A 20373-nucleotide genomic window follows, 5' to 3' on the forward strand; every position below is an offset into this window, starting at 1 on the left:
ATATGGATCTATTTTCTAGAACGATTTGCAACAAACAATATATTTTTCGTAATCCACGGCCCTGTGTATCGATCCTCCCAGCTCCGGCAGTTTCCAGGAGGATCATATGCTCATCTTTGACTTGCCGCTGTTGGCGCCTGTGGCGCTGCTCGCAGGCGCGGCCGCCGGCTTCTCAAAACCGGGACGACGCCCGGGAGCCATCCTCGCACTCACCGAGAGGCTTGCACTCGCCGCGCTCACGGTCGCCCTCGTCTGCGCCGCCACACTGGTGATGTCGGGTCCGGGAAACGGCTCGCGCATCGGCCTTTCCGGGGTGGCGTTGTCCGCACGCGTGGACGCGGTCAGCATCACCATGCTGGTCCTCGTCACGTTCATCGGCTGGATCGTACTCCGCTACGCATCGACCTACCTCGACGGCGAGGACCGGCAGGGTTCCTTCACCGGTTGGCTCTGCCTCACGCTCGCGGCGGTGCTGCTCCTCGTCACGGCCGGCAACCTGTTCCAGCTCGCCGCATCCTGGATCGCCACCAGCCTGTTCCTCCATCGACTGCTGGTTTTCTACCGCGAGCGTCCCGGCGCGCGCCGCGCCGCGCGCAAGAAATTCATCACCGCCCGGCTCAGTGACGGCGCCTTGATCGTCGCCGCCGTGCTGCTGGGCACGGCTTACGGCACGGCCGACATCGGACAGATCCTGAGTGCGGCCCGCGACGGTGACGGTGGAAGTCTCGCCGTGGCGGCGGCCGGCCTGCTCGCGGTTGCCGCCCTGCTCAAGTCCGCGCAGTTCCCGACGCATGGCTGGCTCACCGAGGTGATGGAAACCCCGACACCGGTCTCCGCTCTGCTGCACGCGGGCGTGGTCAACGCGGGCGGCTTCCTGCTCATCCGGTTTGCGGACGTCCTTTTGCTGGCGCCCGGCGTGCTCGCGGGTCTGGTCGCCCTCGGCGGCTTCACCGCCCTGCTCGGAAGCATGGTGATGCTGACCCAGTCCTCCGTGAAGACCTCGCTGGCGTGGTCGACGGTGGCGCAGATGGGCTTCATGACCTTCGAGTGTGGGCTGGCCCTGTTCCCGCTCGCGCTGCTGCACATCGTGGCCCACTCGCTCTACAAGGCCCACGCGTTCCTGGCCTCGGGCGGCGCGGTCGAAGCCGTCACGGCGGCCCGGCGTCCGGGGCCGGTGGCCATACCCGGGGCGGCCGCCGTCGGGCGCGCCTTCCTCTGCGCCCTCACCATCTTCGCCGTCGTCGGCCTCGCTTTCGGGCTGCCGCACGAGTCCCCCCAGGCTTTCGCCCTCGGCGCCATCCTGATCTTCGGCGTCGCCTACATGCTCGCCCAGGGCTTCGCCGACGCTGCCCCTCGCGCGCTGACGTGGCGTACCGCGGCTTACGCGGTCGCGACCTCCATTGGCTACTTCGCCCTTCAGGCAGCCGCCATCCATCTCACGGCGGGCGCGCTGCCGCCCACACCCGCGCCCGGGCCGCTGGAATGGGCCCTGATCATGCTGGCCCTGCTCACCTTCGGCCTCGTCGCGGTCCTGCAGGCGATGTTCCCGCTCTGGGCCTATCACCCCGCCGCCGCCGGCCTGCGGGTCCACCTCGCCAACGGCCTCTACGCCAACGCGGCCTTCGACCGGCTGGTCGGCGGCTGGTCCCTGCGCCCCGCTTCGTGACCGCTTCGGAGATGCCACGATGATCGAGATCGTCCATTCCCTCCCCACCTCCCACGAGCGCGTGAAGGTCGCGGCCGATTCCGCGGGTCGACAGATTCCACCGCTCTGGCCGCTGAATTCCAGCGTCGCCGTCAATCCGTTCCTCGGATCCACCGGCGAGCCGCTCTGGGCCGCTGCGGCGCAGCTGGCCCGGGCGCGCGGCGTCGCGGTCACGATGCCGCGCGGCTGGTACCGCGACAGGGTGGCCTCCGGATCGATCACCGACGAGGATCTCCGGGATGCCTTGGCGGACGCGCCCGCAGGACTGCGGCCGGCCGACCTCGCCGCGCTGAAGGCGGCTTCGGAGTCGGAGGCGCCCCCGGTCAGAGCCGTGCCGACCGTGGCCTCCCTGTGTGCGGAGGCCTCCGGAATCGATTGGCCGGGCCTGATCGCCGACCGGTTCACCGCTTGGGCGGCGGGCTACTTCGACGAGGGGCAAGCCCTCTGGGCCGCACCGTCCGGCGGGGGCGCCCTCGCGCTCTGGCGGTCGTGGGCGGTCCACGACCTGACCCCGGAGATCGCCGGGCTGAACGGGTTCGCGCGCCACGTCTCGGACGTGCCCGACGGAACGCTGCCCGCCCTCGCGCGGGCGACGGCCCGGCTCGGTCTCAGCCCGGAGGCCCTCGCGAGCTACTTCCACCAGATGCTGCTGTCGCTCGGCGGATGGGCCCAGTATGCCCGCTACCGGGCGTGGCAATCGGAGCTCGCCGGCGGATCCGACGGGATGCTGAGGGACCTGCTGGCCATCCAGGTGATCTGGGAGGAGGCGCTGTTCGCCCGCTACGCGGGGCGGATCGGCGGCGCCTGGGCGGCCGCGGCGGCCGAGCATGCGACTCCCGCCCGGCCGACGCGTGACCAAGTCGTCGATAGCGTCCTGCAGGACGCCGCGGAGCGCGCCGCGCAGCGCGCGCTTGCCGCTTGTCTCGCCGACGCTTCACCGGCACCCGCGGGCGGACGCCCGATCCTGCAGGCCGCGTTCTGCATCGATGTGCGCTCGGAGGTTTTTCGTCGGGCCCTGGAGGGGCTGGAACCCCGGATCCGTACCCTTGGCTTCGCGGGTTTCTTCGGCCTGCCGACCGCGCATCGCGGGTTCGCCTCGGACATCGAGGAGCGGCGGCTGCCGGTTCTCCTGAATCCGAGCCTGCATACCTGCTCCGGCGGTCCCGGCGTCGCGCGCGCGGATCAGGCCGCGAGGGTCGCCGCGCGTGCCCAGCGGGCCTGGGGCCGTTTCCGGCAGGCGGCGGTGTCCTCCTTCGCCTTCGTCGAGGCGGCCGGACTCCTCTATCTCGGCACGCTCGTAACCGACTCGCTGGGCCTGACCCGAAGGCCGGCAGGCGGCGAGCCCGCACCGCGACTCGACCCCGCGCTCGACCTCCCGTCCCGGGTCACGATCGCGGCGAACGTTCTGCGCGCGATGTCGCTGACCACGGATTATGCCCCCGTGGTGCTGCTCGTCGGCCATGGGGCGAACGTGGTCAACAATCCCCATGCCAGCGCACTGCATTGCGGGGCCTGCGGGGGATATTCGGGTGAGGTGAATGCCCGGCTGCTGGCGCGGCTTCTCAACGAAGCGGAGGTGCGGATCGCGCTCCGAGAAGGCGGTTTGGACGTGCCGGTCGATACGGTCTTCGTCGCGGCCCTCCACGACACGACGACGGACGACATCACGCTTTACGCCGCGGATCTCCCGCGGACGAGCGCGTCGGGGGACCTGGATCGTGTGAGGGCTTGGCTCGCTGCGGCGGGCGTGATCGCCCGCGGGGAACGGGCGCTGCGCCTGCCCCGCACCGCGGACGGCCGGTCCGTCGCGCGTCGGAGCCGCGACTGGGCTGAGACGCGCCCCGAATGGGGGCTGGCCGGGTGCAGCGCGTTCATCGCCGCGCCGCGTCACCGCACGGCGGGCGGGTCGCTCGGCGGCCGCGCCTTCCTGCACGAATACGATTGGCGACAGGACACCGGCTTCGGCATCCTTGAGCTGATCCTCACCGCGCCGGTGGTGGTGGCGAGCTGGATCAGCCTCCAATACTACGGCTCGACCGTCGCGCCGGATCTGTTCGGATGTGGCAACAAGCTTTTGCACAACGTCACGGGCGGCATCGGTGTCCTGGAGGGGAACAGCGGTCCCCTGCGCGGCGGCCTCGCGCGACAGGCGGTGCACGACGGCGAAGGCTACGTTCACGAACCCCTGCGGTTGACGGTGTGCATCGAGGCGCCGCGCGAGGCGATCGCCGACATCCTGCATCGCCACGCGGAGGTGCGCGCCCTGTTCGACAATCGCTGGCTCCACCTGTTCGCCCTCGACGAGAATGGCCGGATGGCGTGGCGCTACGTCGGCGACCTGCGCTGGACCGGCGTCTCCGGAACGCCCGCTGTCGCGTCGGGCTCGGCGCTGAGAGCTGCGGGGTGAAGCCCGGGCACGCCCCCGCGGCGCCCGACTCCGGATCGCCGCCAGCTCACCCGGCGTCGGGCGCCGCGGGCGGCGATCGGCTGACGGTGACCAGGTCGCGCAGCAGCGGGTTGGGGAAGCGTCTCGTCTGGGTAATCGCGTAGAAGCGCTCCGTCACGTCCGGGATGCGACAGTGCTCGATCAACAGCCCCGCCTGCAACTCGTCCTGAACGACGATGGGGGGCACAACCGCGACGCCATCGCCCTCGCGCGCCAGCAGCCGAAGCATGGCCATGTCGTCGACTTCGGCCTGGATGACCGGACGGATGCCTGCCAGGGACAGCACGCGGTCGAGCGCCACCCGGATCTCGCTGTCGAGGCTGGGCAGCATGACGGGAACGGTGCGGAGCGCCTCCGGGAAGCGGAGCGGCTGCCCGTCCGGCCTTGGCCGCCCGACCAAGCTTACCGGCTGCTCGGCGATGAGATGGCTGTGCAGGTCGGTGGCCGCATCCCGCCGAACCGCAATGGTCGCGAGGATCACATCGAGGCTGTGCATCTCCAGCTGGGTCAGAAGGTCATGCATCGTGCCCGAGCGGAGCACGAGCTCGATATCGGGCCGCCCGATCACGGGCCTGAGGAACTCGAGTTGAAAATTACGCGAAAGGGTCGTGAGAGCGCCCACACGCAGCACGTGCTGGGCCGTGTGCGGCCGTCCCTGCAGGACCTTGATCAGCTCATCGCCCGTCTCGAAGACCGTATTGGCGTAGTCGAGGGCGATGCGGCCGGCCTCAGTCAGGATCAGCTTCCGGCCGCGGCGCTCGAACAGGTCGTGTCCGAGCTGCTGCTCGAGCCTCTGCAACTGAACCGACAGGGCGGATTGCGACAGGTTCAGGAATTCCGCGGCCCGGGTGAGGCTTCCCGCGTGCGCGATGCGGTGGAACAGGCGCAAGTGATGGTAGTTCAGGGCCGTCATGATTCGTATTTACAGATGCGAAGGATCCGCAGCAATATTTGAATTTGCTACAGGGAGGGTAGTTACCTTAATATTTCTCCTGAACATGGCCCGACAAACCTGCTGAACGCGTGAGAGGCCGGTTCGCTGAAGCGCTGGGGAGACCGATGTGGCCTTACCTGACAACGATCTCGGTGGAGCGAAGCACCTCGATTCGACGGTGCGTTTTCTAATCGGCGACGTCGATGTTCACACGTGTGCCGGCAACACCCGCAAGATCTGCATCTTGGCCGAGCAATTTCTCCGACACATGCATTCACGAGGTTTTCGGCCCACGGTCATCGTCGAAGGCCGGGACAACCTGAGCCGCCTGAGAATCGAGCGCTACCTTCAGGAGGTCTCGCGCGAGCTCGATCTATGTCCTGATGGGCTTCCAGGCCGGAGCGCTTGACCGGACGTGATCGCGACGCGGGGCGCGAATGGATCTCTCGAGATGCGAGGGATGGGGCCTGCACTGCGACGCCTGCGGCATCCCGATCGTGACCCCGGTGGAATACGCGTGGCCGACCGCGCAGAGCGCCCGATGGGTACCGAGCGGCGGTGGAGATCATCGTCCGCAGCGAACTCGGCGACCCCGACAAGATCGCCGGATCGCCCGGGCCCCGGGGCATGCTCCCCACCAAGACCAGGGAGCGGCCCTGGAGAACGCATGACGGCGTCCTGCTCTGAGGCGGGCGGCGCTTCTCGTCGGGTGACTGGACTGGAAAGCGGAGTTCGGAATCCGTGAGCCGATGGCAGCAGGAATACCGAGGCTGGCACATTTGGCGGGATCAGTCGGCCTTCCATGCGCGCGAGCCGGCTTGCCGCTATCCGGCCTGCACACTGACTTCGCGCAGCCTCCGTCGACTCCGGATGGGCGTCGACGCCATTGAGCGGTCGTATGCCGGCGAGTCGGCCCCGATCTGGTATCTGTTCGCGGTGACCTTTCCCGAACTCGGTCCGATCGATCTCAGCATCGTAGAGGATCCCGATCTTGACCGGGTGTGTCGTCTCCACGTGATCGCCTCACATTGAACGCGGCCATCAGGATTTTCTGAGCTGTCGGACGAGGTCCAGGGCTCCGACGATCCTCGAAGACAGGAGCCCAGCGGCCGGCGCGACAGGGCCGGGAATTCTGTACAGGAGAATCTCGGCGTCTGGCAGCGTCGGAAGCAGAAGTTCCGCAGAGACCGCGATCATGGGCGCCGGTTCGGCGGCGCATGAAATGTTCGACGGGCGCGTGCGCGCGGTCGACCCCTCCGCGCATCAGGGCGGGCCCTGTCCGGTTGCCGGTAGGGCAGGCCGCTGGCAAGCCCCCGTGGCTCGGCGCTCCACCCCATGGCGTCATCAGAACTTGGCAACGACCGGCCGGCTCTCGACGACGGGTTTGGGGGGGGCCACCCAGAGCGGGGCCGAGACGGTCAGGTAGGTTGCCGTGCCGGCGAACCGGTTGGTCACATCGAACTCGCGCAGGACCCTCACGTTCGTGGAGACGGGGATCACCCCCACTTTGAACGTGTAGCCGATCTGGCCACCCAGCGCCGTGACCCTGCCCTTGAAGGGCCCGATCCGGTCGCCCCGTCCGCTATCGCCCGTGAGCTGGTTGTAGAAGTACCCCACCATGCCGACCGAGAGTTCCTGGCTCAGGTACTTCGAGGCCGACCATTCCAGGTGAAACTCGGTGCCGGTGAGATACTGGGTCGCCGGATTGATCCAGTTGAAGGTTACTCCCGGCACCACCGAGAGCTCGTAGCCGAGGAGCGGATCGAGGTAGGTGAACGCCGCACTCAGGTCCAGGGCCGGCCGATTGAGCGAGATGTTGGACAACTGTCCGGTCTCGTAGGAACCGGATGGAACGACCCCGAGGATGGTCGTGCTCCAGTGGAAGTTGCCCGAATGCCAACCGACGAATGAGGCGAGATAGATGTCGCCGACATTGAAGACGGCATCGCGCTCGCGCCCGGCGATGATGCGGTCGATGCGCGGCGAAGACAGGACCGCCCCGGCGCTGACGTTGGGTGTGCCGAACGGGATGGTGATCGAGAAGCCGAGATTGCCGCCGAGGATCTCGACAGGGGTGACCCAGATCGGCGTCGCGAAGTTCGCGCTTGTGTCGAGCTTGACGTTCGCGGCGACGACGCCGCCGCTCTGGAAGCTGCGTCCGCCGCCGAGATTGCCCGAATAGAAGTAGGTCTCGCTCTCGAAGTAGAACCCTGGCGGCGGCGTCACGCCCGCCAAGGGGCCGCGGTTGCCCAGCACGTAAACACCCTGGGCCGACTCGGCCGCGCGCGCGGCCGGTGAGGCGATCAGGGCCGCGGTGCACAGGAGCATCGCGCCGAACGACCGGCAAGTGATCGACATGGCCATGACCCGTTTTCGCAGCCGTTACTGCCAAGGTTGCACGACCTGCGCAGGCTTTCAAGCGCCGTGATTGGTCCGGAGCACACTGATTTCGGTGCAATGCGCGACGATGTGCGAGTTTTTCGACTGGCGAATTCAAATTCTGTCGACGATCTGGCCGCCTAAAATTTCCGGAAGCTGTCACATATGATCAAGTCCGATCGCTCGGCGGTGATATAGTGGAGCTCCGGCCGGGACGGCCCTGCCATGATGCGACCGCGAACCGAGGCATCGCGCAGCAAATCGCCTGATCCGGATGTGATCAGTTCGCAGATACACGCGATCGGCCTTCCAGCGGGAGAGTGGCCGCTCTGATCGCACCGGGAGCCGTCCGATGCTTCGCACCGTAAGCTTGGCCCTGATCACCCTGACCGTCTCGGCAGCCTGGGGCGAAGAGCTTCCCCGCTACGACGTCGAAGCGATGTGCCGCGCGGCCCCTACGCTGCAGGGCGATGCAGCCGGGGCCACGGACCGGAACTGCGTCCGGGACGAGATGCAGGCGCGCACGCAGTTGGGACCGCTATGGGCCGGCTTCGATGCGCAACGTCGCGACGCCTGCGTGCGGGTGGCGAGAATCGGGGGACCCCCGAGTTACGTCGCCCTACTGACGTGCCTGCAAATGTAGCCGGCGACGTAGTCCCGGACCTGAATGGCGCGAAGACGCCGCAGGCTGACACTCCTGCAGACGATGACCTGATCCCTTGGAGTGGACCCATGGCTCCCCATTCCCACGCCGTGGTGCTGGCTTCGACCGTTCCAGAGGGGCTGAAAGCTCCGGGGTCGGGTTGGGACATCCAGAGCATCGATCCGCCCGGACCCCCATCGGGCTCCATCCTGCCGGGCGTCGCGGGCGAGATCGCCTCCGTGCTGCGGGAACTCGGCGCCGATCCCGCCCCCGTCTTCCGGGCCGCGGGCCTGGACCCTGCCATGTCGACAGACCCGAACGCGATCATCCCACTGGGAGCGTTCTGTGCGCTCATCGCGCGCTCGGGCGCCTGCACCGGCTGCCCCCATTTCGGGCTCCTTCTCGGCCAAAGGGTCCAGCTGCCCGCTCTCGGCCTCGTCGGTTCCTTGATGCTGCATTCCGAGACCGTCGGCGATGCCCTGCGCAGCCTGATCCGTCATGTGGAGATGCAATGCATGGGCGCCACGACGGCGCTGACCGCCAATGACGGCACGGCCATCTGGAGTTGCGTGGTCTACGAGCCAGGAACGGACTGCGCCGACCAAGTTGCCGACGCCGCCGCCGCGGCCGCCACCAACGTCATGCGGGCGCTCTGCGGCGGGGACTGGTCCCCGACGGAGGTGCACCTCCCGCGCGCCGTACCGGAGGATCAGCCGACCTACCGTCGCCTGTTCAGGGCCCCGGTCCGGTTCAACCGCGAGGCCGCAGCCCTCGTTTTCCCCGCTCTCCATCTCGACCGGGTCCTCCAAGGCGCCGACCCTGTGCTGTTGCGGACCCTGCAGGACAAGCTTCAAGAGCGAACGCGCGGGTCCGCCCCTGACTTCGTCGCACGGCTCCGGCAATTGCTCCGCACCGAGCTGATGCGCGGCGGCTGCTCCGCCGAGAAAGTCGCGGGACTACTCGCGATGCACCGTCGGACACTGGCCCGACGCCTGTCCGCGGAGGGGACCGCGTTCAGCATCATGGCGGACGAGGGTCGCTTCGAGATCGCCCGCCAGCTGATCGATCATACCGATATCCCCCTCGCGCAGATTGCGGCAGCCCTCGACTTCTCCGAAGCCTCGGCGTTCACGCGCGCGTTCCGCCGCTGGTCCGGTCAGACTCCGAGCGCTTGGCGCGTGGAACACCGCCGGTTTGCCAGTTCGTGAAGATCGCGAAGACGGAAGTTTTACTTGTTTTGAATTCCCTATCTGTCCCGGAAAATTGAGTTCGTGTCACGCACGATCAAGCACCTGTGCGGACGCGGGTTATCGTGATGGCTGCTGCGATCCGGCTTGGCGCGCGACGTGGTCAGGCCGGCAGCGCACGGAGGGCTCGTCATGAAGGTCGTCCTGGTCGTTCTCGGTCTCTTCGCAGGACTGCTCGCATACTACCCGACGGAGGCGAACGCCGTCGTGTGCGCCCGCGGCGTCTACCGGGCTGGCTGCGTCGGCCCGCGCGGCGCCGTCGGTGTCCGGCGCGGGGTCTACGGCCCGCGCGCGGTGGGGGTCGTCCGGCGAGGCTATTACGGGCCGCGCATGGTCGGCGTCCGTCGCTACCGGCGCTGGTGATGCTGAGTCCCGACACCGCCTCCTGAGCGTCTCATGGCCTGCGCTCCCATCCGGGAGCGCGCCGAAGGGAGCAGTGCATGTCGTCCGGTCTCCGTGATGGTCCCGCTCTCGCGATGCCGCCCCGGGACCGCACCGGGATGGTTCGGCTCCCCGGAGGGACGTTCCGCATGGGCTCGGATCGGCACTACGCGGAGGAAGCACCGGCTCACCGTGTGACCATCGACGGCTTCTGGATGGACCGCACGCCGGTCACCAACGCGCAGTTCCGCGCCTTCGTTTGGGCGACTGGGCATGTGACTGTTGCGGAGAGGCGGCCGGACCCGAAAGACTATCCCGGGGCCTTGCCGCACAGGCTGCAGGCGGGCTCGCTCGTGTTCAAGCCACCGAAGTGCGCCGTTGATTTGCGCGACGCGAGCTCGTGGTGGCGGCTCAGGTTCGGGGCGCATTGGCGTAGGCCCCTCGGTCCCGGATCCTCGATTGCGGGGCTCGACGAGCACCCGGTGGTCCATGTGGCTTACGCGGACGCCGAGGCTTACGCCCGCTGGGCCGGCAAGGACCTGCCGACGGAAGCCGAGTGGGAATACGCCGCCCGCGGAGGGCTCGACGGCGCGGAGTTCGCCTGGGGCGACACTTTCGTGCCGGCTGGCCAGCACATGGCCAATACCTGGCAGGGCCTCTTTCCGCACCAGAACCTCGCCGAGGATGGTTTCACGCGCACCTCCCCGGTCACCGCCTTTCCGTCGAACGGCCACGGCCTGTTCGACATGATCGGCAATGTCTGGGAGTGGACCTGCGATTTCTACGCGTCGAAGCACGCCGCCGATGCCACGAAGGCCTGCTGCATTCCCGTAAACCCAAACGGTGCCCGCGAGGAGGACAGTATCGATCCTCGCAACCCGCGCAGCAAGATCCCGTGCAAGGTCGTGAAAGGTGGCTCGCATCTCTGCGCGCCCAACTATTGCCGCCGCTACCGGCCTGCGGCCCGCCACGCGCAGCCAGTCGATACCTCAATGAGCCACGTCGGCTTCCGGTGCATCGCGAGAGACAGGAGTTGACCATGAGTCACGACGACACGCACGCGAGGCATCAAGAGAGCCCGGCCGCGCAGAGCGCCTTCAACCGCCGGAACATCCTTCTCACCGGAACCTCGGCCCTCGCGGCCGCTGCGCTGGTGTCGACCGCGCCGACCGCGACCGCCCAGACCCAGGCGCAAACCCAGCCGCAACCTTCGGCAGCCGGACAGAAACCCAACATCGTGGTCATCATGGGCGACGACATCGGCATCTGGAACATCGGCGCCTACCACCGCGGGATGATGGCGGGACGCACGCCCAACCTCGACCGGCTGGCGACCGAGGGCATGCTGTTCACCGACTACTACGCCGAGGCGAGCTGCACGGCCGGGCGCGCGGCCTTCATCACCGGGGAGCTGCCGATCCGCACCGGCATGACAACCGTCGGCCAAGCCGGCGCTGCGATCGGCATCCCGGCCGAGGCGGTGACCATCGCCACGACGCTCAAGGGCATGGGCTACGCCACCGGCCAGTTCGGCAAGAACCACCTTGGCGACAAGAACGAGTTCCTGCCGACCGTGCACGGCTTCGACGAGTTCTTCGGCTACCTCTACCACCTCGACGCGATGGAGGACCCGGCCCATCCCGCTTACCCGCAGGAGCTGTTGAACAGGGTCGGCCCGCGCAACATGGTTCATTCGTGGGCGACCAGCGTCGACGACCCGACGGACGATCCCCGGTGGGGCAAAGTCGGCAAGCAGCGCATCGAGGATGCCGGCACGCTCTACCCGAAGCGGATGGAAACGATCGACGAAGAGATCCGCGATCTGGCGCTCGAATTCATCGACAAGGCGAAGGCGGACGGCAAACCCTTCTTCGTCTGGCTCAACCCCACCCGGATGCACGTCACCACGCACCTGTCGCAGAAGTATCAGGCGACGCGTAACTCCAAGAACGGCTGGAGCATTCAGGAAGCCGGCATGGCGCAGCTCGACGACGTCGTCGGTGCGGTGATGAAGAGGCTGGCAGACCTAGGGATCGACGACAACACCATCGTGGTCTTCACGACCGACAACGGGACCGAGGTTTTCACCTGGCCGGATGGGGGGCAGACCCCCTTCGCCCAGTCGAAGGGCACCGTGATGGAGGGCGGCTTCCGCGCCCCGGCGATGATTCGCTGGCCGGGCAAGGTGCCGGCGGGCACGGTCGAGAATGGTGTTATGTCCGGCCTGGATTGGTTCGCGACCCTCGTGGCGGCCGCGGGCAACCCGGATATCGGCGCGGAGCTCAAGAAGGGTAAGACGATCGGCGACCAGACCTACAAGGTGCACCTCGACGGTTACAATCAGTTGGACATGATCACCGGCAAGGGTCCATCGAAGCGCAATGAGGTCTGGTACTTCGGCGAGAGCGAGCTCGGTGCCGTGCGGATCGGCGATTACAAGTATCGCTTCATCGACCAGCCCGGAGGGTGGCTCGGCGACAAGACCAAGCCCGATGTGCCCTACATCACGAACCTGCGGCTCGACCCGTTCGAGCGCACCGGCTGGCCCGACAACGGGACCAAGGCCGGGGCGCAGAACTACATGAGCTGGTTCCTGTATGAGTTCTGGCGCTACGTCTTCGTCCAGCAAGAGGTGGAGAAGCTCGCCATGACCGCGATCGAGTTTCCGCCGATGCAGAAGGGCGCGAGCTTCAACCTCGAAGCGGTGAAGGCGAAAATCCAGGCGGCCCGGTCAGCCTTGGCGAAGTGAGCGATGGAAGCTCGCATTGGCAAGCGGCATCGAGGCGGCTGAGACGGGTCTCGATGAGCATACCTCATCGAGACCCGCGTTTCCGAGCGCGCGGCAGCCGACCGGCCGACCCGATTGAGATTGGCCATGGATCAGTAAGGTCTCAACGAAAGCAACAGCGGCGTCGCTCCGATCCGAGCCTGAGAAGGTCGCCGTTTCATGAATCGATCCCGGCGCGGCGACAGGGCCTTCGCGTGCATTCAACCGGATGGGCGAGACCAGATCTGCGACATGTGGGCGTGCTTATGAAGAGAAACCGCATCTCGGCGGCGAAGCTCCCCCGTCGTCCCTGGCGTCGACAGCGTTCCACGGGGGCATCGGGAACTCCAAGTCTTGAGCTTGGTAGTAGTCCCCTCTGCTTCGGATCGAATGCGGGGTCCTTCCAGGTGGCTCGACCTGTGTTCGAGCCTCGCTAGCGTCGGCGACGCGCCCGGCAGACTGGCGCCGCACTCAGGTCCGGAACATAATCGCGCGCTGATCGGCGAGCTCGGGCCGCCCCCGGTGCGTCTCGGAAACACTTCAGGGGGGCGGAGCTGGGTTTTCCTGGAGCGGATCGATGCGCCTCGGAATCAATCCGGCGATGCCTCGCTTCCGAATGCCTGCGCGGGGCTCGCTGTTCCGGCAGTATTTCTTTGTCCTGTTCGCGGCCGTGGTCGTTCCGTTGCTCGCCGCCGGCGGCAGTCAGGCTTGGTTCGGGTATCAGGTCCAGAGAGCGCATCTGAACGACCTCCTCGGAGCCGAGGCCCGGACCGCGGCCGCGCGTATCGCGATCTTCATCGACAGCATCGAGAACCAGCTCGCCTGGATGGTCCACTTGCCCTGGGCGCAGGGAGCCGACGAACGGCGGCGCATCGATGCCCTGCGTCTCCTGCGCCACGCCCCTGCGGTAACCAGCCTCAGGCTGATCGACGGCGCCTCGAAGGAGCGGCTGTCCGTGTCGCGGGTCGGCCTCAATCGCGTCGAGAGCGGCGATGACGCATCGGCGGATCCGGCGGTTCTGGGGGCTCGGACCGGGCAAGCCTGGTTCGGCCCGGTCACCTACCACCGCAACACCGAACCGTACATGACCGTGGCCGTAGCGGGGAACCGCGCCGCGGCGGGCGTTGCGGTCGCCGAGATCAATCTGAAGCTGATCTTGGACGTCATCGCGGGCATCCGGATCGGTGAGAACGGACAAGCCTTCGTGCTCGACCGGCCGGGCCGGCTGATCGCGCATCCTGACATCAGCCTCGTCCTGCGCGGCGCCGCGGACCGGACGGCCGAGAATTTCCAGGCCCTGCGAGCGGCAATCCTCGCGCAGGATGGGCGCGCGGTCGCCGGTCCGGACCCCGCCGGGCGCGCCGTGGTCGCCGCCCTGGCGCCTGTTCAGGGGCCGGACTGGAGCGTGATCGTCTACGAGCCGTCCGCTGAGGCGTTCGGACCGATCCGCGCCGCCTTCTGGCGCCTGCTCGGCCTGCTGCTCGCCGGCACAGGCTTCGCCGCCGTGCTCGCCTATTGGCTCGCCGGCCGCATGACCGGGCCGATACGGCTGCTGGAGGACGGCGCGTCTCGCATCGGAGCCGGCCAGTTCGATCACCGCATCGACATCGCGCGGAGCGACGAGCTGGGGCGGCTCGCGACCCGCTTCAATCAGATGGCACGCGAGGTCGCGATCTCGCGGGAACGCTCGGAGCGCATCGACCGGCTCAAACGCTTCCTCGCGCCGCAGGTCGCCGAACTCGTGGACCGGACCGGTGATGACAGCGTCCTCGATGGACAGCGCGTGGAGGTCGTCGTCGTCTTCGGCGACCTGCGCGGCTTCACCCCGTTCTCCGCCCGATCCGAGCCGACCGTCATCATGGACGTGCTGGGCGAATATCACGCGGCTGTCGGTAGGACGGTGAACCGGCACGGCGCGACGCTCGTGAGCCTCGCCGGCGACGGCGTCATGATCCTGGTGAACGCGCCGGTGGCCTGTCCCGAGCCCGCGTTGCGGGCCGCCCGCATGGTGATCGAGATGCAGGCGACGGTGCAGGCCCTGGCGGCGACCTGGCGGGCGCGCGGCCATGCGCTCGGCTTCGGGGTCGGCCTGGCGATGGGGCCGGCCACGGTCGGGCGCATCGGCTCCGACAGCCGGATGGACTACACGGCCATCGGCACGGTCACGAACCTCTCATCGCGCCTCTGCGCCTCGGCTCGGGACGGCGAGATCCTGGTCGACCGCACGGCGGCCGAGGCGATCGGGAGCGGCGTCCCGCTCGTGTCGCTCGGGACGCGGCGCCTGAAGGGCTTCGACGATCCGATTGCCGTCTTCGCGGTGGCGGCCGGTGAAGGAACCGACGCTCGGCCGGCGCCGGACGCGGCGGCGTGATGCTGTGCGCTTGGCGAGGAGCGGGCGGATGAGGCGACGCGTCATTCTCTTCGGGCCGGTCAGCGCCCTGCTCGGCGGCGTCATAGCCCGCGCGGCGCAGGCGCGCGCGCCGACGCTTCCGGTGATCGGGTATCTCGGCTCCGAGACGCCCGAGCGCGTCGCCAGCCGGCTTGAGGCCTTCCGTGGCGGGCTCGCCGAGGCCGGGTTCGCCGAGGGGCGCAACGTCGCGATGGCCTTTCGCTGGGCGGACGGGCGCTACGAGCAGCTGCCCGCGCTCGCGAAGGAGCTGGCCGCAAGCGGGATCGCGGTCCTGGTTGCCCCCGGCGGTGCGCCCGTGGTTCTCGCGGCGCGGGCGGCGACGGAGACGATCCCGATCGTCTTCGAAATGGGCGGCGATCCGGTCGCCCTCGGCGTGGTGGATGATCTGGCTCGGCCTCGCGGCAATCTCACGGGCGTGTCGAGCCTGAGCGTCGAGGTCTCGAACAAGCGGCTCGAGTACATGCGGGAGCTGTTTCCGATGACCGCCGCCCTCGCCGTCGCCGTCAACCCGTCCAGTCCCACAGCCGGCTCGCAGCTGGCCGGCCTCCAGGCCTCGGCCGGAAGCCTCGGCCTGCAACTCCATGTGCTGGAGGCCCGTCGCGAGGACGAGTTCGAGACGCTCTTTGCGGCGCCACGCCGGCTGGGGGTGCCCGGCCTCGTCTTCACCTCCGACCCCTACTTCGCCTATCGCAGCGCGCATCTTGCGACGCTGGCCAACCGTCACGGCCTGCCCGCCATCACCCAATCCCGCGACTTTCCCAATGCCGGCGGACTGATGAGCTATGGGGGCGACTTCACGCAGACGCATCGCCAGGCCGGCCTCTATGCCGGCCGCCTGCTCCGGGGCGAGAAGCCCCGCGATCTGCCGGTGCAGCTCGTCACGAAGGTTGAACTGTTCGCCAACGTAGGGGCGGCCACGCGCCTCGGCGTGACCTTGCCGCCCTCGATCCTGAGCAGCGCGGACGTGGTGATCGAGTAGGGACCCGACGCAAGCGGGCTCGTCGGCCACCGTCGCGATCAGCGGGCGCTGCGAAAACGCGGCAAGAGCATGCCGGCCTCGCGCCGATAGCGCCGGTAGCGATCACCGAAGAAGGCGACAAGGTCGCGCTCCTCCAACTGGATACCGACGAGGATGTAGGCTGTCGCGACCGCCGCGAACAGCAGGTGGCCGACCGTCATCGTCGGCGCCGCCCAGAACGCGACGACGAAGCCGAGATAGATCGGGTGCCGAACGTGCCTGTAGAGGAGGGGCGTCGTGAACGCGGCCTCACTCGGCGCGGTCGGGCGCCGCCCCTGAAGGGCCTGCTTGAGCCCGAAGAGGTCGAGGTGGCTGATCATGAAGGTGCTGGCGAGGACCACGAGCCAGCCAATCCAGAAGAGGGCGGTCAAGAGGGCCGCCGCGACCGGGTCCGAGATCGACCAAACGGTCGCCGGGAGTGGGCGCCATTGCCAGAACAGCAGCAGCAGCGCGAGGCTCGCCAGGAGGACGTAGGTGCTGCGCTCGACGGGCTTCGGGACGAAGCGTGTCCACCAGAGTTTGAAGCGCGGGCGTGCCATCACGCTGTGCTGAAGCGCGAAGAGGGTAAGCAGGGACACGTCCACGGCGACGGCGAGCCCCGGATCGACGATCGACCCATCGTCTATGCTCTTCGGAACGAAGACGCGTCCGAGAAATCCGACCGCGTACAGGAAGGACAGCAGGAAGACGGCGTAGCAGATCAAGGCGTAGGTCATGCGGGCGGCGTGCGACATGGGAGAACTCCAGCGACTGAAGCGTGGTCGGCGGCGCTCCGAGGCCGGATCCACGGCCCGGTACCTCGCGGCTCGAACCTTCATCCGGCCAACCGGGCACCCGCGTCCGTGATCGCCGTCACGGACGCGGAGCGGCGCAAGGGGCATGGCCGTCTCCTCAACCGAGGAGGATCCGGTGGCCGCTGCGTTCTCTGTGTTCCGATTCTGGCTCGACTGCCGCCGTACCCAGCGCGAACTCGCCGCGTTCAGCGAGCGCGATCTCGCGGATCTCGGCCTCGCCCGGTCCGATGTGACGCGTGTCACCGTCGTCAGGGCCGCACGGTAGCGGCCGCGCCCGCCCGCGGCGCGGCCAGCACGCCTCCGGTACTGCGCCGCCCTTTCCCGGGCGGATGGCGAGTTCGCGGGCGTTCTGGTATCCATGGACGGCCGTCCGGCCTCCGGTTCCGTTCGGGTCCGTAGCTCCAGCAGGAGCAACTTCCGTGGCCGATCCGGCCCAGTTCGAGCGGTTGCTGTCCGCCAGCCCCTTCTTCGGCCGCCTCGAGTCCACCACGCGGCGGGCCGTCGCCGACCTTTGTGTCACCCATAGCCTCGCCCGCGGCGAGACCCTGTTCCTGAAGGACGACCCGGCGGACGCGTTCTACGCGATCCGCCGCGGCGAGATCCGGATCACGGTCAGCACCGGCGCGGGCCGGCGGATGACGCTCAACGTGCTCGGTCCGGGGGACATTTTCGGCGAGATCGCGCTGTTCGATGGCCGGCCGCGCAGCGCGGATGCCGTCGCTGCCGAGCCGGCGGAGTTGTTCGCGGTTCGCCGCCGCGACATGCTCGACCTCGTCGGCCGGCACGCCGACCTGTCGATGCGGATCATCGAACTCCTGTGCGAGCGCCTGCGCTTCGCCAGCACCCGGCTCGAAGAAACGGTGCTGATGCCGTTGCCCGCGCGGATCGCGCGACGCCTGCTCGCCCTGGCGCAGGATTTCGGAAGCGAAATCCATATCTCGCAGGATGACATCGCTGACTACGCGGGCACGACCCGGGAGACGGTCAACCGGCAACTCCAGTGCTGGCGGCGCCAGGGCATGCTCGATCTGCACCGCAATCGCGTCGTCGTACGCGATCCCGCGGCCCTCGCCTCGGCCGCCTTGTCGTGACCGCGCACGATGACGGGTGCTGACAAGCCCTCAGCATCATCTGATCGGCCCCCACGAGGTGGTCCACAATCAAAGTGAGTGTGCGGTGGGGGCGGATCAGAGCCATCCTCAGGATCAACGGCCTCGACGATGGGTCCCGGCGCCTCGGTGATCACCAACGCGCCGAGACCGCGGTTGCAGGCCTCTGCGAGCCGATCGCTGTTCTCGTTCGGCATGACCCGCAGCAATTCGATCGTGGTCCCGTAATGGCAGCCTCACGTGCCATCGGCGTGTCTCGAAGCGACGACGAGGGATCACGAATGACCGCCGAAACGACGTTTCCGGCGATGACCTGCGGAGCCTGTTCGAGGTTCGGCCCGACCGTTGCAGCCTCCTACAAGACTCCAGATCCGTTGTGCCCTTTGAAGCACCGAACGACATCTGCTTATGAGAGAGCCATTTCGATCTTGCCAATCGATGGGCCCGGGCACCTGCGGCGGAACAAGCTACCAGTAATGATGCATCATTTCGAGGAGCTTGTTGGCCCAACCAGTCGAAGCAGGGTGGGCCGCATCATATTGGTTTATTTTCTGCTCGAAAGCCATCGCAGCGGATCTTGCTTTCTCCGAAGCAGTAAATGTTTGATACGAGTAGTGGTTAGCGTCTGAGGAGGCGGTCGCCGAGCTATCCGCACTGGAAGGCGCCGCAGCCGGAGGCGTGCTTGTAGAACCAACGGCGTTCGTCTGCTCATTGGTTGAGGGTTGGGAGGTGTTACCCGCACGTGACCAATGCGAGTGATGCCCCCCTCTGTGGCTGTGGCCGAACGTGTTGGCAGCGCTGGTGCTTGGTTGATGCGCGGTTGTCGTATTCGCCGCCGGGGGAGCGGCCGTCCCCCCCGGGCTGGTAGCTGCCGTGTTCTGCACACCCGTCGCGCTGCCAATTCCGCTGGTTGTCGGCGCAGGATCGACGGCGGCGGGCTGAGCCGCGCTCGCCGAGCTGCCAGCCACCGTCTGAGGCGCCGCAGTGCTCCCCGAATGCGTCGTTCCGGTCGGAATGGTATGATCGGTAGCGTTGCCAATCGAGCTGCCAGCCGATGATCCGGTGGATGCCCCGGCCACGGGGGTGTTGGCCATGCCATCCACGGTCGTGGCCGAGCCAGCGGTGGTCGTCGAGCTGGCGGCTGAGTTGCCGGCTGCGTTGGGGGCCACTCCCTGCGCAGAGGCGGTCGAATCCGCGGTCACGACTTGCGTGGTGCTCACGCTCGGGGTGTTTCCGGCTGAGCCAGACGTGCTCGTCGAGCCCGCAGTCGGTCCGCCCGTGCTCGCAGAGCCTGATATCACCGGGTTAGGTGCCCCCGTCGTGCTACCGACCGATCCGTTTGAGGATGTGCTGGTTCCGGTCGTGCTAGCTGTGGTCCCAGCGGAGCCACTCGTGATGGCCGAGCCCGTGGAGGTGGTGCTCGTGTTCACGGAGGGTGCGGCCGTGTCCGCTGTACCCGACGAACCAGTGGTTGCTGGACTGGACGAGCCTGTCGCGCTGGTCGTTGATCCCGACGAGCCCGTTGTGCCCGCGTTCGCGCTGACCGCCGATCCCGCAGTCGTACCAGTCGAGTTCGTTGCGCCCGTGCTTGAGCTGCCGGCCGCCTGGGAGATGGCCTTGCTGTAGATGGGCTCCAGGTAGGTCCGGGTGGCGTCACCGGTGGGGTGAACACCGTCCACGTACAGCGAGGTGTCGTTGACCGCGCTGTTCTTGCCCATGGTCGGGTCAGCGGCCACGTCGGCGATGGCGTCGGCACCCGCCGAGTTCTCCCTCACCAACTTGTTGTATGCTAGACGCTGCTCTTCGTCGCTCGCATCCCACTTGTAGGCCGTGTCGACGTTGGGCAGGGCGGTTCCAACCACTACGCCGAAGCCCTGCTTGTGGGCGTCGCCGACCATCTTGACCGTATCGGCGTAGATGTCCTCGGCGCTGACATCGTTCCGGAGGTCGTTGCTGGCCGCCTGGATGACCAGGACGTTCTGGCTCGAGCCGCTTTTGTCGAAGTCAGCCAGGATCTCGGCCGACTTTTCGTTGGCCTGGGTGTCCAGGGTGATGCCGCTCACCGAATGGTTCTTGACTGTGTAGGGAGCGCCCAGCTCGAGGTTCTTCCAGGGGTCGGACCCACTGTAGTCGGCGGTGCCCACGCTGTCGCCGGCGATGACGACATTGACGTTCGTGGGCTGAGCCGCCGGCGGGGTCGCCGAGCCTGTCGCCGAGCCGCCTGAGCCGATGTTGGTTGCGCTCGTCGAGCCCGCGCTCGATCCGCTCGTCGTTCCACTCGTCGCGGGCTGAACCGTACTCGTAGAGTTCGTGCTCGTGCTCGTGGTGCCGGTAGAGCCTGTGGTCGCCTCGGTTGTGCTTGTGGTGGGCTTGGCCGTCGCGCCGTACATGCCGGGGTCTTTACCGTCGGGCGCCGAGACCTTTTCGGCGGCGACGGTCGGGTTGGATCCGTCGTTCGAGTACGCCCGAATGTAATCGATTTTCATGTTCTGGCCGACATCCGTCGCGCCGTCCTGCGTGGCGAGGTTGGCCATCAGGTA

General features: G+C 67.6%; 17 protein-coding genes. 13 read left to right on the top strand and 4 right to left on the bottom strand.

The features are described 5' to 3' along the window. Window positions 1–106 precede the first annotated feature (106 nt). Both MFF58_RS26800 and MFF58_RS26805 read left to right on the top strand, forming a co-directional pair. Complete coding sequence (locus tag MFF58_RS26800) at window positions 107–1666, top strand: proton-conducting transporter transmembrane domain-containing protein (protein ID WP_238292449.1); 1560 nt, start codon at window positions 107–109, stop codon at window positions 1664–1666. Window positions 1667–1685: 19 nt separating this feature from the next. After that, window positions 1686–4112 carry a YbcC family protein gene (locus MFF58_RS26805; protein WP_238292451.1) on the top strand — a complete coding sequence of 809 codons (2427 nt, stop codon included), beginning with the start codon at window positions 1686–1688 and terminating at the stop codon, window positions 4110–4112. 46 nt (window positions 4113–4158) lie between these two features. On the opposite strand, the gene MFF58_RS26810 is transcribed toward MFF58_RS26805, so the two are convergent. Then, window positions 4159–5064, bottom strand: coding sequence for a LysR family transcriptional regulator (locus MFF58_RS26810; protein ID WP_238292453.1), 906 nt, complete (start codon window positions 5062–5064; stop codon window positions 4159–4161). A gap of 148 nt (window positions 5065–5212) precedes the next feature. Between MFF58_RS26810 and MFF58_RS26815 the strand changes: the two genes are divergently transcribed. Together MFF58_RS26815 and MFF58_RS26820 are read left to right on the top strand one after the other, a co-directional pair. Beyond that, entirely contained in the window at window positions 5213–5494 is a 282-nt protein-coding gene (locus tag MFF58_RS26815; protein ID WP_238292455.1) for a hypothetical protein, read from the top strand. A gap of 332 nt (window positions 5495–5826) precedes the next feature. Beyond that, a complete protein-coding gene (locus MFF58_RS26820) occupies window positions 5827–6117 on the top strand; it encodes a hypothetical protein (RefSeq protein WP_238292457.1) in 291 nt (96 codons plus the stop codon). Between the two features lie 312 nt (window positions 6118–6429). Here the strand turns inward: MFF58_RS26820 and MFF58_RS26825 are convergent, their stop codons facing one another. Continuing rightward, a complete protein-coding gene (locus MFF58_RS26825; RefSeq protein WP_238292475.1) occupies window positions 6430–7413 on the bottom strand; it encodes a SphA family protein in 984 nt (327 codons plus the stop codon). Window positions 7414–7816: 403 nt separating this feature from the next. Between MFF58_RS26825 and MFF58_RS26830 the strand changes: the two genes are divergently transcribed. From MFF58_RS26830 to MFF58_RS26860, 7 genes are all read left to right on the top strand, one after another. Beyond that, a complete protein-coding gene (locus MFF58_RS26830; protein WP_238292459.1) occupies window positions 7817–8107 on the top strand; it encodes a hypothetical protein in 291 nt (96 codons plus the stop codon). Window positions 8108–8196: 89 nt separating this feature from the next. Then, window positions 8197–9315 carry an AraC family transcriptional regulator gene (locus tag MFF58_RS26835; RefSeq protein WP_238292461.1) on the top strand — a complete coding sequence of 373 codons (1119 nt, stop codon included), beginning with the start codon at window positions 8197–8199 and terminating at the stop codon, window positions 9313–9315. Between the two features lie 171 nt (window positions 9316–9486). Next, complete coding sequence (locus MFF58_RS26840) at window positions 9487–9717, top strand: hypothetical protein (protein WP_238292462.1); 231 nt, start codon at window positions 9487–9489, stop codon at window positions 9715–9717. A 77-nt stretch (window positions 9718–9794) separates the two neighbouring features. After that, window positions 9795–10772 carry a formylglycine-generating enzyme family protein gene (locus MFF58_RS26845; protein ID WP_373323395.1) on the top strand — a complete coding sequence of 326 codons (978 nt, stop codon included), beginning with the start codon at window positions 9795–9797 and terminating at the stop codon, window positions 10770–10772. 2 nt (window positions 10773–10774) lie between these two features. Further along, the gene (locus tag MFF58_RS26850) at window positions 10775–12484 is read left to right on the top strand and encodes an arylsulfatase (RefSeq protein ID WP_238292464.1); all 1710 of its coding nucleotides are present in this window, start codon (window positions 10775–10777) and stop codon (window positions 12482–12484) included. Window positions 12485–13103: 619 nt separating this feature from the next. After that, complete coding sequence (locus MFF58_RS26855; RefSeq protein ID WP_238292478.1) at window positions 13104–14873, top strand: cache domain-containing protein; 1770 nt, start codon at window positions 13104–13106, stop codon at window positions 14871–14873. 28 nt (window positions 14874–14901) lie between these two features. Continuing rightward, window positions 14902–15891 carry an ABC transporter substrate-binding protein gene (locus MFF58_RS26860; protein WP_238292466.1) on the top strand — a complete coding sequence of 330 codons (990 nt, stop codon included), beginning with the start codon at window positions 14902–14904 and terminating at the stop codon, window positions 15889–15891. Between the two features lie 38 nt (window positions 15892–15929). On the opposite strand, the gene mddA is transcribed toward MFF58_RS26860, so the two are convergent. Next, complete coding sequence (gene mddA, locus MFF58_RS26865) at window positions 15930–16664, bottom strand: methanethiol S-methyltransferase (protein ID WP_238292468.1); 735 nt, start codon at window positions 16662–16664, stop codon at window positions 15930–15932. A 145-nt stretch (window positions 16665–16809) separates the two neighbouring features. Between mddA and MFF58_RS26870 the strand changes: the two genes are divergently transcribed. Together MFF58_RS26870 and MFF58_RS26875 are read left to right on the top strand one after the other, a co-directional pair. After that, window positions 16810–16989, top strand: a complete 180-nt coding sequence (locus MFF58_RS26870) for a DUF1127 domain-containing protein (RefSeq protein ID WP_238292470.1) — start codon at window positions 16810–16812, stop codon at window positions 16987–16989. A 154-nt stretch (window positions 16990–17143) separates the two neighbouring features. Beyond that, complete coding sequence (locus MFF58_RS26875) at window positions 17144–17815, top strand: Crp/Fnr family transcriptional regulator (protein ID WP_238292472.1); 672 nt, start codon at window positions 17144–17146, stop codon at window positions 17813–17815. Window positions 17816–18300: 485 nt separating this feature from the next. On the opposite strand, the gene MFF58_RS26880 is transcribed toward MFF58_RS26875, so the two are convergent. Next, on the bottom strand, window positions 18301–20373 hold a 2073-nt coding region (locus MFF58_RS26880), incomplete at its 5' end, for a hypothetical protein (protein ID WP_373323396.1).

Origin of the sequence: Methylobacterium longum, from assembly GCF_022179385.1 — a bacterium.
Lineage (GTDB): Bacteria > Pseudomonadota > Alphaproteobacteria > Rhizobiales > Beijerinckiaceae > Methylobacterium > Methylobacterium longum.

Excerpts from the sequence above, each read along its gene's own strand:
- mddA (WP_238292468.1), bottom strand. The coding sequence starts at position 16,664 with ATGTCGCACGCCGCCCGCATGACCTACGCCTTGATCTGCTACGCCGTC.
- MFF58_RS26845 (WP_373323395.1), top strand. The coding sequence starts at position 9,795 with ATGTCGTCCGGTCTCCGTGATGGTCCCGCTCTCGCGATGCCGCCCCGG.
- MFF58_RS26860 (WP_238292466.1), top strand. The coding sequence starts at position 14,902 with ATGAGGCGACGCGTCATTCTCTTCGGGCCGGTCAGCGCCCTGCTCGGC.
- MFF58_RS26850 (WP_238292464.1), top strand. The coding sequence starts at position 10,775 with ATGAGTCACGACGACACGCACGCGAGGCATCAAGAGAGCCCGGCCGCG.
- MFF58_RS26840 (WP_238292462.1), top strand. The coding sequence starts at position 9,487 with ATGAAGGTCGTCCTGGTCGTTCTCGGTCTCTTCGCAGGACTGCTCGCA.
- MFF58_RS26835 (WP_238292461.1), top strand. The coding sequence starts at position 8,197 with ATGGCTCCCCATTCCCACGCCGTGGTGCTGGCTTCGACCGTTCCAGAG.
- MFF58_RS26830 (WP_238292459.1), top strand. The coding sequence starts at position 7,817 with ATGCTTCGCACCGTAAGCTTGGCCCTGATCACCCTGACCGTCTCGGCA.
- MFF58_RS26825 (WP_238292475.1), bottom strand. The coding sequence starts at position 7,413 with ATGCTCCTGTGCACCGCGGCCCTGATCGCCTCACCGGCCGCGCGCGCG.
- MFF58_RS26855 (WP_238292478.1), top strand. The coding sequence starts at position 13,104 with ATGCCTCGCTTCCGAATGCCTGCGCGGGGCTCGCTGTTCCGGCAGTAT.
- MFF58_RS26805 (WP_238292451.1), top strand. The coding sequence starts at position 1,686 with ATGATCGAGATCGTCCATTCCCTCCCCACCTCCCACGAGCGCGTGAAG.
- MFF58_RS26810 (WP_238292453.1), bottom strand. The coding sequence starts at position 5,064 with ATGACGGCCCTGAACTACCATCACTTGCGCCTGTTCCACCGCATCGCG.
- MFF58_RS26800 (WP_238292449.1), top strand. The coding sequence starts at position 107 with ATGCTCATCTTTGACTTGCCGCTGTTGGCGCCTGTGGCGCTGCTCGCA.
- MFF58_RS26870 (WP_238292470.1), top strand. The coding sequence starts at position 16,810 with ATGGCCGTCTCCTCAACCGAGGAGGATCCGGTGGCCGCTGCGTTCTCT.